This is a genomic window from Noviherbaspirillum autotrophicum (assembly GCF_000818395.1).
In the GTDB taxonomy this organism is placed as follows: Bacteria; Pseudomonadota; Gammaproteobacteria; order Burkholderiales; family Burkholderiaceae_D; genus Noviherbaspirillum; species Noviherbaspirillum autotrophicum.
In genome coordinates, this window is the sequence record NZ_JWJG01000028.1 from 2,500,921 (window position 1) to 2,514,601 (window position 13,681).

General features: G+C 63.8%; 10 protein-coding genes. 6 read left to right on the plus strand and 4 right to left on the minus strand.

Going from position 1 to position 13,681, the window contains the following annotated elements; genetic code table 11:
• Positions 1–36 precede the first annotated feature (36 nt).
• The 4 genes from TSA66_RS12825 to TSA66_RS12840 all read left to right on the plus strand — a co-directional run bounded on the left by TSA66_RS12825 (position 37) and on the right by TSA66_RS12840 (position 6,579).
• Entirely contained in the window at positions 37–1,914 is a 1,878-nt protein-coding gene (locus tag TSA66_RS12825) for an adenylate/guanylate cyclase domain-containing protein (protein WP_052452294.1), read from the plus strand.
• Positions 1,911–2,357 carry an SH3 domain-containing protein gene (locus TSA66_RS12830; protein ID WP_052452295.1) on the plus strand — a complete coding sequence of 149 codons (447 nt, stop codon included), beginning with the start codon at positions 1,911–1,913 and terminating at the stop codon, positions 2,355–2,357. The genes TSA66_RS12825 and TSA66_RS12830 overlap by 4 nt, the downstream gene beginning before the upstream one ends.
• A gap of 137 nt (positions 2,358–2,494) precedes the next feature.
• On the plus strand, positions 2,495–5,014 hold the full coding sequence (locus TSA66_RS12835) for a cation-translocating P-type ATPase (protein ID WP_040040315.1): 2,520 nt from the start codon (positions 2,495–2,497) through the stop codon (positions 5,012–5,014).
• Positions 4,957–6,579 carry a bifunctional aminoglycoside phosphotransferase/ATP-binding protein gene (locus TSA66_RS12840; RefSeq protein WP_084199580.1) on the plus strand — a complete coding sequence of 541 codons (1,623 nt, stop codon included), beginning with the start codon at positions 4,957–4,959 and terminating at the stop codon, positions 6,577–6,579. Before TSA66_RS12835 ends, TSA66_RS12840 begins: the two co-directional genes overlap by 58 nt.
• 7 nt (positions 6,580–6,586) lie before the next feature.
• Here TSA66_RS12840 and TSA66_RS12845 read toward each other — a convergent pair whose 3' ends face one another.
• The 3 genes from TSA66_RS12845 to TSA66_RS12855 all read right to left on the minus strand — a co-directional run bounded on the left by TSA66_RS12845 (position 6,587) and on the right by TSA66_RS12855 (position 10,141).
• Positions 6,587–7,711, minus strand: coding sequence for a glycosyltransferase family 4 protein (locus tag TSA66_RS12845; protein ID WP_052452297.1), 1,125 nt, complete (start codon positions 7,709–7,711; stop codon positions 6,587–6,589).
• 51 nt (positions 7,712–7,762) lie between these two features.
• Positions 7,763–8,890, minus strand: a complete 1,128-nt coding sequence (locus TSA66_RS12850; RefSeq protein ID WP_040040317.1) for a GNAT family N-acetyltransferase — start codon at positions 8,888–8,890, stop codon at positions 7,763–7,765.
• 294 nt (positions 8,891–9,184) lie between these two features.
• Complete coding sequence (locus TSA66_RS12855; protein WP_040040318.1) at positions 9,185–10,141, minus strand: ketopantoate reductase family protein; 957 nt, start codon at positions 10,139–10,141, stop codon at positions 9,185–9,187.
• 222 nt (positions 10,142–10,363) lie between these two features.
• Here TSA66_RS12855 and TSA66_RS12860 point away from each other — a divergent pair, with 222 nt between their 5' ends.
• Positions 10,364–11,296, plus strand: coding sequence for a serine hydrolase (locus TSA66_RS12860; RefSeq protein WP_040040319.1), 933 nt, complete (start codon positions 10,364–10,366; stop codon positions 11,294–11,296).
• A 213-nt stretch (positions 11,297–11,509) separates the two neighbouring features.
• The gene (locus TSA66_RS12865; protein ID WP_040040320.1) at positions 11,510–12,703 is read left to right on the plus strand and encodes a serine hydrolase domain-containing protein; all 1,194 of its coding nucleotides are present in this window, start codon (positions 11,510–11,512) and stop codon (positions 12,701–12,703) included.
• A gap of 42 nt (positions 12,704–12,745) precedes the next feature.
• Here TSA66_RS12865 and TSA66_RS12870 read toward each other — a convergent pair whose 3' ends face one another.
• A complete protein-coding gene (locus TSA66_RS12870; RefSeq protein WP_040040321.1) occupies positions 12,746–13,666 on the minus strand; it encodes a LysR family transcriptional regulator in 921 nt (306 codons plus the stop codon).
• Positions 13,667–13,681 lie beyond the last annotated feature (15 nt).

Genomic DNA, 13,681 nt, shown 5'->3' on the forward strand with positions numbered 1-13,681 from the left:
GTCAATATTTAACAGCGGCGCGGGAGGTGCCGCCAGATGCGGCAATTCCTGTTGCGTTCGCTGCCCGGTCCGACAGCGCGGTGGCACGCCGCCGTCGCACTGGCCTTCATCGCCGCGCTGGCCGCAGAACTATTCCTCCTGCAGACCTTCGCCACCACCGAAGCTCGCCTGGGCGACCGTTACCTGCAGCGCCACGCGGCGCAGTACCGCGCCGACCCCGACATCGTGATCGTCGACATCGATGACGCCAGCATCGGCGCAATGCTGGCGACCGCCGGCCTGTGGTCGTGGCCGCGCGAAATCCACGCCGACCTGCTGGAAGGCCTGGCGAGCTTTCATCCGCGCGCCGTGGTATTCGATATTGCGTTTTCCGAACGGGACGTGAAGCGCCCGCGCAGCGACGCGCGCCTGTCGCAGGCCGTCGCCGCCATGCCGCAGGTGTATCTGGCGGCGGCACGCCTGTCGCCCGCGCTCGATGCCAATGGCGCCGTACTCGGCGACTTGGCCGGGCCCTTCGGCGTGGCGCGGCACGGCGCCGCCGGCGCGCGCGCGGCGCTGCTGTTGCCGCATGCGCTCGATGCGGGCGGCTGGCGGCTTGGACTGACCAACAGCATCGAGGATGGCGACGGCGTACTGCGCCGCTACCGCCTTTACATGGATATTGGCGGCTGGCATCTGCCATCCTTGCCGGCGCGCGTGGCGGCGGCGCTCGGCACGCCGCTGCCGGATTCGGCTGAATTCCTGCTGCACTGGCCGCACGCCGGCCACAAGCGCTTCGCCTACGGCGAGCTGTATCGCGTGCTGACCGAGCAGCGGGCCGCGCTTTCGCCGCAAGAGGTGCGAACGCTTGACGCCCTGTTTCGCGACAAGATTGTCGTGATTGGCGCTTCCGCGACCAGCCTGTTCGACCATCATGTGACCCCGCTCGATGCCGGCTATCCGGGCGTCGACGTGCTGGCGGTTGCAATCGACAATCTTAAGAACGGCGGCCACATCCGTATCGTGTCGCCACTGTGGCCGCTGGCGCTGGGGGCCGTGCTGATCGCCGCCCTCGGCGTGGCGTTTGCGCGCCGCATCAATCCGTTGCTGGTCAGCGTCGCGCTGGCGCTGCTGTCCGGCGCCGCATTGGCAGCTGCCGACGCAGCCATCGGGCGCAACCTGTGGCTGCCGGTCGCCACGCCGCTGCTCTTTGCCTGGGCATGGTTCCTGTGCGCGGCAATTGCCGGCTACCTGCGCGAGCGGCGCACGCGTGACCAGGCGGTGTCGCTGTTCCGGCGCTTCCTCAATCCGAACGTGGTGCGCCAGATCGTGGAGCAGGGGGAAACGGTCGAGAGCCTGTCGGGCCGCACGCGCGAAATCACGGTGCTGTTTTCGGATATCCGCGGATTCACCACCTTGTCGGAAAGCCGGCCACCGCACGAAGTGGTGGCGCTGCTCAATCGCTACTTCGAAAAACAGGTGGAAGTGGTGTTTCGCCACGGCGGCACGCTCGACAAGTTCATCGGCGACTGCATCATGGCGATCTGGGGCGCGCCGCTGGAAGATGCTTCGCATGCGCGGCACGCGGTCGATGCAGCGCTGGAAATGCAGGAGAACCTGCTCGCATTCCGCCGCGAGCTCGAGGACGAAGGTTCCGACGTGGGGGATTTCGATGTCGGTATCGGCGTGCATACCGGGCCGGCGGTGGTCGGCTTCATCGGCGCGCAGCGCAAGCTCGACTACACCGCTATCGGCGACACCGTCAATCTTGCAAGCCGTGTCGAGGGATTGACCAAGGGCGTGGCGCGCGTGCTGGTCACGCGGGAAACCATGCAGGCATGCGGCAGCGCGTTCGAGTTCATTCATCACGGCGCGTTCGCCGTCAAGGGACGCAGCGCGCAGGTCGACTTATACGAACCAAGGAGAACAACATGAAAACACGATTGCTGGCGCTTGCCTTCCTGCTGACGGCGGGCGCGGCGCACGCGGAATCCGCCATCACCTTGCGATCCACCGAACTGCAGGCGGATGCCCAGTCGGACGCCGCTACGCTCGCCACCGTGCCGCAAGGCACCCGGCTCGACGTTCTGTCGCACAAGGGGGCTTGGGGCGAGGTCAAGACAGCAGGCGGGCAACGCGGCTGGGTGCGCATGTCCAGCCTGAAATCCGAAGCAGGCACGGCCGTGCCAGAAGCCCCTGCAGGCGCATTGAATAGACTGTTGTCGTCCGGCCGTACGTCCAATACGGCGACGGTCACGACCGGCGTGCGCGGCCTGCCGCGGGAGACGCACAACGACATGCTAGACGATGCCGGAAGCGAATCGGACAACCTGAAAGCGGCACGGGAGTTCGAGCGCGACAAGGCAGCTACGCAATAGCTTGTCGCGAGGCGTTTTTTCACCCGCGAAACAGCCGTGACGGCAGCATTTTTCGCTGCCCCGCGCACGGCTTCGTACCCGGGCATTCTTGATGTGAGTCAAACAAGCGCGCCGCGCCGCCGCCGTATGATGGCGACATGAATACGGACACTGCAGATGTACGGGGCTTGTCGGGTTCGGAGGCGGCAAGCCGTCTGCGCCAATCCGGTTATAACGAACTGCCCTCGAAGGATCGGCGCACGGTGCTGCGCATCATGCTGGAAGTGGTGCGCGAGCCGATGTTCCTGCTCCTGCTGGCCGCCGGCTCGGTTTACCTGCTGCTTGGCGATCCCGACGATGCCTTGATGCTGCTCGGCTTCGTGTTCGTGTCGATGGCGATCACCATCTTCCAGGAACGCAAGACCGAACGCGTGCTCGAAGCATTGCGCGACCTGTCGAGCCCGCGTGCACTGGTGATCCGCGACGGCGATCAAATCCGCATCCCGGGCCGCGAAGTGGTCGTGGGCGACTTGCTCGTGCTGGAGGAGGGCGACCGCATCGCCGCCGACGGCGTGCTGCGCGAATCGCACGACCTGCTGGTGGACGAATCCCTGCTCACCGGCGAGTCGTTCGCAGTGTCGAAGAAAACTGGCGAAGATGAGGCGGGCCGGGTTTTCTCCGGCTCGGTGGTGGTGCAGGGCGGCGGCCTGGCATGGGTAACCGCCATCGGCGCGGCGACGGAGATCGGCAAGATAGGCCGTGCGCTGCAGGAACTGGAAACGGCGAAAAGCCCGCTGCAATCCGAAATCGGCACCCTGGTAAAACGCTTCGCATGGATCGGCGTGGTGGTATCCGCGTTGGTGTTCGTCCTGTTCGGTGCCATCCGTCAGGACTGGTTCGGTGGCCTGCTGGCCGGGATTACGCTGGCGATGTCGATGCTGCCGGAGGAATTCACGGTCGTGCTGACGGTCTTCATGGCGCTTGGCGCATGGCGGCTCTCGCGCAGCCAGGTGCTCGCGCGCCGCACGCCAGTGATCGAAACGCTGGGGGCCGCTACCGTGCTGTGCGTGGACAAGACCGGCACGCTGACGCAAAACCGCATGTCGGTGCAGGAAGTCGTCGCTCCGGGGCAGAAATGGGAAATCGCTGCCCAGTCCTCCGCCACGCCCGAACCCGCGCTTCAGGACGTGCTGGAGTATGCCGTGCTGGCGAGCGAAAGCTTGCCGTTCGATCCGATGGAAAAGGCGTTTCACCGATGCGCGGCCGAGTTGCTGCCGCCGGAGCGTTTGAGCCACGACGGCTGGGAGTTTGTTCACGAGTATCCCCTCACCGCCGAATGCATGGCGATGACCCACGTCTGGCGCACGCCGGATGGCAGGCACGTTGTCGCCACCAAGGGGGCGCCGGAGGCGGTCGCTCGCCTGTGCCGCCTGGGCCGCGCCGAAAGCGCGCAGATGCTGCAGCAGGTGCAGGGCCTGGCCTCGCATGGCATGCGCGTGCTGGCGGTGGCACGCGCCGCGCACGATGGAGAGCCCTGGCCGGAGCAGCCGGGTGGATTCGGTTTTGAATGGCTTGGGCTGGTCGGGCTGGCCGATCCCTTGCGGGCTTCCGTGTCCGGGGCCGTGCGGGCATGTCATCAGGCCGGCGTACAAGTCGTCATGATTACCGGCGACTACCCCGCCACAGCGCAGGCGATCGCCAGGCAAGCAGGTCTGCCGCATGAGCGCATCATGACCGGCAACCAGCTCGATGCGTTGAGCGACGCGCAGCTGCAGCAGTCGGTGCGCGAGCATCACGTGTATGCCCGCATCCTGCCGCAGCAGAAGCTGCGGCTGGTGAATGCGTTCCGCGGCAACGGGCAGGTGGTTGCCATGACCGGCGACGGCGTCAACGATGCGCCGGCGCTCAAGGCGGCGCACATCGGTATCAGCATGGGGCAGCGCGGCACCGATGTCGCGCGCGAGGCGTCGTCGCTGGTGCTGCTCAATGACGATTTCGGTTCAATCGTGGAAGCGATCCGCGTCGGGCGGCGCATCTACGACAACCTGCGCAAGGCGATGATCTATATCGTTGCAGTGCACCTGCCGATCGCCGGGATGAGCCTGCTGCCGCTGTTGTTCGGCGCGCCGCTGGTGCTTGCGCCGGTGCATATCGTCTTCCTCGAAATGGTCATCAATCCCGCTTGTTCGATCGTGTTCGAAGCCGAACATGCCGAACGCGACATCATGCGCCGGCCGCCGAGGCGGCCGCACGAGCGGCTGCTGGACCGGCGCACCATGGGCCTAGCGCTTCTGTACGGCGCCGGCTTGCTGGCGGCGGCCGCGGCGGTGTACTTTGGCGCGCTCGCGCGTGGTTCCGACGCGGCACAGGTTCGCGCGGCGACCTTCGCCTGCCTGGTGCTCGGCAATCTCAGCCTGATCGTCGCCAGCCGTTCTGTCGGAAGCAGCATCATCGAACTGATCCGCATCCCCAACGCGGCGCAGTGGAGCGTGCTGGCGGGAGCGGCGCTTGCACTGGCCGCCGCCGTCTATGCTCCGGCCTTGCGTGGCGTGTTCCATTTTGCGGTGCCGGGCGCGGAGACGATGGCAAGCACGGTGTTTGCAGCTGTCGCGGCGGTAGCATGGTTCGAAGCCATCAAGCGGGCGTACCGGAAATCCGCTGCGCGGGTGAAGCGGTGAACGAAGATATCGACCTGCAGCGGCAGCGTACCCTCGTAAAGGCGTTTGGCGCAGCGCTGGAACGCGAACATGGCCGTGTCGAGTGCTTCGAGACGCATATCTCCTGGGTGCTCGTGGCCGAGGAGTTCGCATACAAGTTCAAGAAGGCGCTGCGCTTTGACTTCCTCGACTTCTCGACGCTGGAGGCGCGCCAGTTCTACTGCCGGGAAGAAGTCCGCCTCAACCGGCGTCTGGCTCCCGCGCTCTACCTCGGCGTGCTTGATATCGGCGGCACGGCGGAGCACCCGCTGCCCGGCCAGGGAGAGGCGATCGACTACTGCGTGCAGATGCGTGCCTTCCCTCAGGATGCGTTATGGACGTCGCGGCTCAGGGAAAATCTTTTGACCGGCGAAGAAATCGATGACCTGGCGTGCCGGGTCGGACAATTTCATCTCGCCGCTCCGTCCGCGTCGGCCGATAGCTGCTGGGGCGATGCCGCGCAGCTGAGGCAAGTCGCGAACGACAATTTCGTGCAGATCGCGGCGTCGACACACGGTGCCGCAGATGACGTCCAGGAACGAGTGATGCAGCTGTTGCTGCGGCTGGAGGCGCTGTTTGCGATGCGCAAGCGCGGCGGCTTCGTCAGGGAAGGCCACGGCGATCTGCATGGCGGGAACATCGTCACGCTCGACGGCAAGGCACAGGCATTCGACTGCATTGAATTTAACGAGGGCCTGCGCTGGATCGACGTGATCAACGACATCGCCTTTATTTACATGGACCTGCGGTTCCGGGGGCGCGGCGATCTGGCGGCGCGCTGCCTGAACCGCTACCTTGAAACCACTGGCGATTACGAAGGCGTGCGCCTGCTGCGCTACTACCAGGTGCAGCGCGCACTGGTGCGCAGCAAGATCGCGTTGCTGCATGCGGCGCAAGCCGGTATCTCACGCCAGGAGGCAGTCGTGCACGAGGACGAAGGCATGCGCTACCTGGATTATGCCGCGCGCGAGCTTGCCGCTGCTCCGGCAGCCATCATGATTACGCACGGATTTTCCGGCAGCGGCAAATCGGTGTTCGCGCGCCATGTCGTCGAATGTGTCGGCGCGGTGCAGTTGCGCTCGGACGTGGAGCGCAAGCGCTTGCATCGCGCGCTGCCGTCTTCAGCTCCGGATCATCCGACGGCGGACGGTCTGTACAGCGAGGAAGCGACGAGGAGTACCTATGGGCGCCTGTTGGAGCTTGCACACACGCTGGCGCTGGAGGGCGTGCCGGTGGTGGTCGATGCGGCCTTCCTGAAGCAGCCCCAGCGCCGCCAATTCATGGCGCTGGCCGATGAGCTGAACGTACCGTTCGCCATTTTCGACCTGCGCGCGAGCGAGGCGACGATGCGTTCGCGAGTTGCGAAGCGCAAGGCGCAGGCCATGGATGCGTCGGATGCAGGAGTCGAGGTCCTGCTGCATCAACTGCACCACCACGATCCCCTGTCGGACGACGAATTGCGGTTCACCGTTCCGGTCGATGCCGAATCCGGCATCGGTTTGGCGGATGTGCGTTCGCTTTGTGCGCGCATCGGGGTGGGACGCTGATCTGCGTTCAGATCGGCTTGCGGAATTTGCCTCCCGCCACCGGCAACAGCGCCTTGCGGCAGGCTTCGAGTATGCCGTTGGCGGCATTGTCGTAGCTGTATTCCCTGACCAGCCACAGGCTGCGCGCCGAAAAATTGTCCCAGACGTTTTGATTGCTGAGCAACAGGGTTGCGCGCTTGGCCCACTGGTTGACGTTCAGGTCGCAGATGAAGCCGTTCTCGCCGTCCCGCACCAGCTCGCCGGCCACTCCGGCATCGGGAGTGACCAGCACCGGCAGGCCGGACGCACATGCCTCGTTGGCCACGACGCCCCACGGGTCCCACAAGGTCGGGAACAGGAAGATGCGCGCCGAGCGGTACAGCGACGGCAGGCTGTCGTGCGAGGCAAAGCCGTTGAATTCGGCTTCGATGAACTCGGATCGGCGCTGCGCGGCGCTACGCAGCCTTTCTTCCTCGCTACCGGCGCCGACGAACAGGATGCGCACCTTGCGCTGTAGTCGGCGCGCGGTTTCCTGCGCCACATTCAAAGCGAAGAAAGGATTTTTCACCGCCTCCATGCGCCCGCAGAACAGGAAATCGAACCGCTTTTCATCCTGTTTCCCGCGCGGCGAGAACGCGTCGTTATCCACGCACAGGCAGGCACGATAGCACCGTTCTGCCGGGATGCCATAGCTCTCGTACAGGCGCTGGCCGCCCATGCTGGCGGAAACGAAGACATTGGTGCGCCCATACACGAAGCGGCGCACGGCCTTGTGCACCCGGCCGAGCGACTGTTCGGAGGCATAGGTGCCGTCGGTCATCGCCACGTGCGGGATACCTTTCATCATCGCGTAGGCGAATGCGTACAGGTGGGTCGGATTGAATCCTCCGGTGACGAGGACATCCGGAGAAAAGGTCTTCAGGCTCCGAATGACGCCCGGCGTGTAGTGGATATAGCGTCCGCGCACCGTGAGGTACTGCTCGCTGAGAAAGGTATGTGCGAAGTTCAGCTGCGGCAGTTCCCAGTGGCGATTCGGTTCGCGTCGGGTACAGAAGATGGCATGCAGCGCGACGTCCGGCATTTGGGCAAGGCGCTGGAAGAATGGAACGCGGTAAGGGGGCAGTTCATTGGATACGATGGCAAGTCTGAGCATGGAGCGGCTCCCGTGTCGGCATGGAACGTATCGTCGGAAAGGCGGGTCTTGCTATCCGCCCAGCGGCAGGCGGTGCATCTGGCGCAACCATGCGATCGCGGCGCGCAGCACCGGTCGATCCTGCCGTTTCGGATCGAGCAGCCAGAATTTCGCTTGCCGCAGCGCGGTGCGCCGCGCATTGTTCAGTATCGCGGCACCGTGCAGAAGGTAGTCGGCGCGCGTGCGGTAGATGTCCAGATGATCCAGGTCGCGCTGCGCGCCGGCCAGCATGTACTTGTACTGATAGCGCCCCCAGAGCAAGTGGAACTCGCGGCCGCCGCGCGCGATGGCCTCGCAGATGGTCAGGTAGCAGCACAGTGTCCCCAGTCGATAGGCGTCATAGGCCGGATCATGCGCGGTGACGTAGGAAAAATAGTTGTCATTGACGCGGACGCAGATGGCGCCGGCGCAGAGGCGGCCCTCGACGCGCATCGTCGCGACCATGCCGCACGACTGCGCAAGCCGCAGCAGGCGCTGTGATTCGGCATCGTCCAGGTAAGAGGTCTTCTGCTTGCCGCTCATCCGCATGCGGTTGAGCGCAATGATTCCATTGACTTCGGCTGCACCGATGTTCCCGGTTTCGCGTACTTCGAAGCGCAGCGAAGGATGATGTCGCTTCAGCCGGCTCAGGTGGTGCTTGATGTTCTTGCGCGTTGCCTTGCCCAGTTGCGCAAGATAGGCCTCCGGCGTGGCAGGAAGCGCCACCACGATATCTTCGCTGCAGTTGAAGCGCTGCGCGGGAAACGGCAATCGCACTGGCGGCAATTCGACCGCATTGAAGCTCACGCAGTGCAGCGCCGGATAGGCGGCAAACACGGCTTCGGCAAAGCGCGAGATTTCCTGCCGGTCGAGGCGGATGAATTCGTTAAGCACCTGTGCCTTGCCTTGCTCGATGCGGAATAGCATGACGCTGACCACCTTGCCGCCGCTGCGCGCGACATAGGTGCTGATGCGCTCGGTGCCGCCATAGATGCGGAAGTGTTCAAGCGACGAAAAGATGCAGCTATACAGGCGTATCAGTTCGACTTCGGCAAACCTGGGAATTTCGTCTGGATAGAATTCCACCGAGACTTGTTCCTTTACGGCTTCATGCGGGGGGACGAACCGGAAGGCGGAGACCGCCTCTGGATGTCTCATCATTCGACTTTCCTCTGTGGCTGAAACTTGACTGTTCTGCTGGCGCACCGCCGGAGCCGATGCAGGCATATCGCCGACTCAGGCGTCGTGGCCTGTGTATGTTGAATGGCGGTGTTATGAAAAGTTCATCGCTTGGAGAATTGCCGCAAGCATTATTGTGCAAGCACAAACAATGCGGAGCGGGCAGGGCGCCGGACTTGCTTGGAAAATGAGTAAACCGGGCAAGTGGTCGCAGGCAGAATTGGCATGACAGTGCGCCGCTCCGCAAACGGCTTCAGGCTGCGTGCTACGCACACACTACGCAGGCTTGCCAGCCTTGTGTTCCACCATCTTGAGCAGCGCATAGAGGTTTTCGAGCGTCGGTATATCCACCCGCTCGCGCCGGCCGGCGCGTACCGCGTTGCCGATGATGGCTTCGATCTCCATGGGACGCCGGTGCAGGTAGTCGAGCGCCATGCTGGTCTTGTAAGCCGGCGCCTTGCGCGTGTTCTCGATGTACTGGTCGATCAGTTCCGGCGCGAGTGAATGGCCGGCGGCGTCGGCAACCGCACGCACTTCCTGCATCGCGCGCCGCACCAGGGCCTCGCCTTCGGGCGTGCCGAGCATGTCCTCGGTATCGAGACCTCCACCCAGCACCGAGGCTGGATTGAAGGCGGCATTCCACAGGCATTTCGCCCAGCGCGCAGTCACGACCTGTTCAGTCAAGGCGCACTGGATGCCGCCGCTCTCCAGCAATGCCCCGAAATGCCTGCTTCGCTCTGACAGGCCGCGCGGGTAATTCCCGAAGGTCAGGTCGCCAAAAGCAAAGTGCCTGATGACACCGGGCGCGATTCGGCTGACTTGCACGAATGCCAATGCGCTGATCAATTCGTTGGCGGGAAACGCTTGCGCGATTTCGGATTCGATCTCGACGCCGTTCTCGATCAGGACTATTGCCGTATCCGGTCCGACTGCATCGCGTATCAACGATACGCGGTCGAGCCCGTGCACCACCTTCACGCTAAGCACCAGATAGTCCGGCGGCCCGCCCTGGTAATCGGCGGCCGACAGCAGAATCTGGTTTGGGCGCAGCACACTGTCGCCGCGCCGTACGCTTTCGATGCGATAGCCGTGCTGTCGCACGACCTCGGCCTCGGATCGGCATACCAGCGAGACGTCCGCGCCGCCGCGCTGCAGTGCAGCACCATAGAAGCCGCCGATGGCGCCGGCACCGACGATGAGAACGCGCGTCTGGCGCGCTTGATTGGCAGTCACGTTACGTTGCTCCGGCAATGGTTGAGAGAGGCGACTGCATTTTAAGGCCGATCCCGCATTGCGCGCTGACCATCCACCTGACGAGATGCTTGAAAACCGTTCAAGACTTGTTCGCAACAAAATTGAAAATTTTTTTGTCATCGGGTAGATCTAGTGCAACGTTGTTCCGCGTTAACACGATATGATTAATGCCGCAGAACAACTCTTAGATTTCTCCCCCGTATGTTCAAAAAAACGATACTGGCGCTGCTCCTGAGCTATGCAGCCGCCACCGCCTCCGCCATGCCGTTCAGCTCGCAACACGCCTTGGTGTTCGAAGAGGAATCGGGCAAGGTCCTGCTCGAAAAAGACGCTCATGCGGTAGTCCCGATCGCATCGCTCACCAAGCTGATGACAGCCATGGTGGTGCTGGACGCGAAACAGGACATGAATGAACAGATCAGCATCGAGGAAAGCGATGTCGACGTGCTCAAGCACAGCTCCTCGCGCGTGCCGGTCGGTGTCGTGCTCGCGCGTGCCACCGTGCTGCAGCTGGCGCTGATGTCTTCCGATAACCGTGCCGCCGCCGCGCTGGCGCGTACCTACCCGGGTGGCAAGCCGGCCTTCGTCGCCGCGGTGCGGGAAAAAATTAACACGCTCGGCATGCACGACACAGTGATCGAGGAGCCGACCGGGTTGTCGCCACACAACCGTTCGAGCGCCGCCGACCTGCTCAAGATGGCGACGGCCGCATCGTATTACCCGGAAATTTCCCGCATCACCACCGAAAGCGGTGACCTGATCGACATCAACGGCAGGCCAACCCAGTACCGCAACACCAACCGTCTGGTCGGCCGCGACGGCTGGGACATCCTGTTGTCGAAGACCGGTTTCACCCATGAAGCGGGCCGCTGCCTGATCATGCGCATGCAATCGGCCGGCAAGCATGTGGTGATGGTGCTGCTCAACGCGCAGGAAAGCGCGCAGCGTCTGATGGATGCGGAAAACGTCCGCCGCTACATCAGCGGCGAACCGATGCTGGCGGCGCGCGCGCCGGTGCACACCGTTTCGCGCAAGGCGAGGGGGCATCGCGGCGGCATCGTCCTGGTGAAGTCGAAGTCGCGTACCCACGCCCATTCCCAGCCGAAGATCCACAAGAAGCGCCGCACCGTCTAAACCGCTTCAATAAGGCGAGGTGGATGTGTGCGTTCCGCCTCGCTTCCCATCCTCGTTGCACCTGCCGACGATAGACTTACCTCCCCGCCCATTCCTCCAGCCGCTCCAGATGCATTGACCGCCGTCGCGGCGCGCCTGTATGATCGTTGAGAAATAAAACGGTCGTTCGGTTATTTTTTCTTATCCGGCAAATCTTGATTCTAGGGAGCTACGATGGTTTATTCCGGCCTGTCCAAGGGCTTTTCCGCGCGCCGGCTTGAAATGCTGACCGCACGCATGCAGGCTGACATCGATGCCGGCCGGATTCCTGGCGCCGCCATGCTGATCGCGCATCGCGGCTGCGTAGCATACGAACAGGCGCTGGGCTGGCAGGATGCCGCGGCCGGCATACCGCTGGCACTCGACAGCATCTTCCGCATCTATTCGATGACCAAGCCGATCGTCTCGGTGGCGGTCATGATGCTGGCGGAAGAGGGCAAGCTGCTCATCAGCGATCCGATCTCGCGCTACCTGCCGGAGCTGCGGAACCTGCAAGTCGGCGTCGAAAGGCTTGATGCCACCGGACGGCCCGCGCTGGCGCTGGAGCCGACCCGCCAAGCAATCACGCTGCAGGACTTGCTGCGCCATACCTCCGGTTTCACCTACGGCATTTTTGGCGAGTCGCTGGTAAAGGCGGCCTATCGCGAAGCGCGCGTGGGCAGCCCGAAGGCGACCAGCGACGAGTTCGTGCGCGCATTGGCGCAGGTCCCGCTGGCCTACCAGCCCGGCACCACCTGGGAGTACAGCCATTCCACCGACGTGCTCGGCGTGATTCTGGAACGCATATCCGGAAAACCGCTCGACGAGTTCCTGGACGAGCGCATTCTCAAGCCGCTGGGCATGCATGAAACCGGATTCTGGGTCGAGCCGCAACGCCAGCACCGCATGGCGCAGGCATTCAGCATCGATCCGGTGTCGGGCGCGGAAGTCAAGCTTCCCCAGCTCGCGCAGCGGCCCGCCTTTCTGTCGGGCGGCGGGGGCATGGTGTCGACGTTGCGCGACTATCTGCGTTTCGCACAGATGCTGCAAAACGAAGGAGAGCTGGACGGGGTGCGCCTCCTGGCGCGCAAGACGATGCGCTTCATGACGAGCGACCATCTGGCGCATCTGCCGGCGGCGACGGCGGGGGCGAGCTATCTGCCGGGCCCGGGATACGGCTTCGGCCTCGGATTTGCGGTGCGCACCGACAGCGGTTGCGCGATCGCGCCCGGCAGTCTGGGCGACTATACGTGGAGCGGGCTGGCCGGGACCTACTTCTGGATCGATCCGGAGGAAGACCTGCTCGCGATTTTCATGATGCAGGCGCCGGAGCAGCGCAACCATTACCGCCAGCTGTTCCGCAATCTGGTGTATGCGGCGCTGGAGTGATTTGCTCGCGGTCCCCGCACCGCGGTAATTCCAGACGCGGGGCTATCCGGAAACGGCACCCCGCTGCGCGCATTCCTTGCCGGTCGTTTCGCGGATGATCTGCGCCAAGCGCAACGTACCGGGACCGGCAGCGTCCGGGTCGGCGAGGATCAGATAGAGTTGCGCAAAGCGTTCGCCGCCATCCTTCAGGGACAGCGGCTTGAGGCTGCCGTCCGCCAGCTCGGCGCGGATTTTCTCTTCCGGCAGCCAGGCAAAGCCGAACCCCATGCGCACCGCCTCGATCTGGGTGGCGCTGTGGCTGACGGTCCAGCGCTGGGTCACGTCGACACTCAACACATTGCTGTTGCGCTTGCTGCCCGATTCGCGCACCACGACATGGCGGTGGGCGCGTAAATCCTGCAGGGTGAGGTCGCGCCCGAGGCGGTGCAAGGGATGGTCCGGGCTGGCAACCGGGACGGCGCGCAAGCGGATCAGCGGGGTGCCGAGGAATCCCGACGGAACCTGATTGGCAATCGCCAGATCGGCCTGCCCGTGCAGCAGCGCCTCGGTTGTGCCCCCCAACACCGATTCAATCATTTCGACGCGCGTATGCGGGCTTTCCGCACTCAGCTGGTTCAGGCAACCGAGCATGAGCCAGGTCGGAAACAGGATTTCCACTGCAATGCGTATTTCCGCCTCCCAGCCGGCGGACAGGCGGCTGGCTGCCCGCTCCAGCGCGCGCGATTCCTCCAGCAAGGCTTTGGCCCGGCGGTACAGGAACTGGCCGGTCGGCGTCAGGATCGCCTTGCGCCCCTGGATTTCGAATGCCTTCACGCCCAGCAGCGACTCGATTTTCTGAACGGCGTAGGTCACCGACGACTGGCTCTTGTGCAAGACTTCGGCCGCCTGCGCATAACCGCCGGTATCGACAACGGTGATCAGGGTGCGCCATTGCTCCAAAGTAATGTAGTTGGTCTCAATCATGCTCAGTGATCTTCA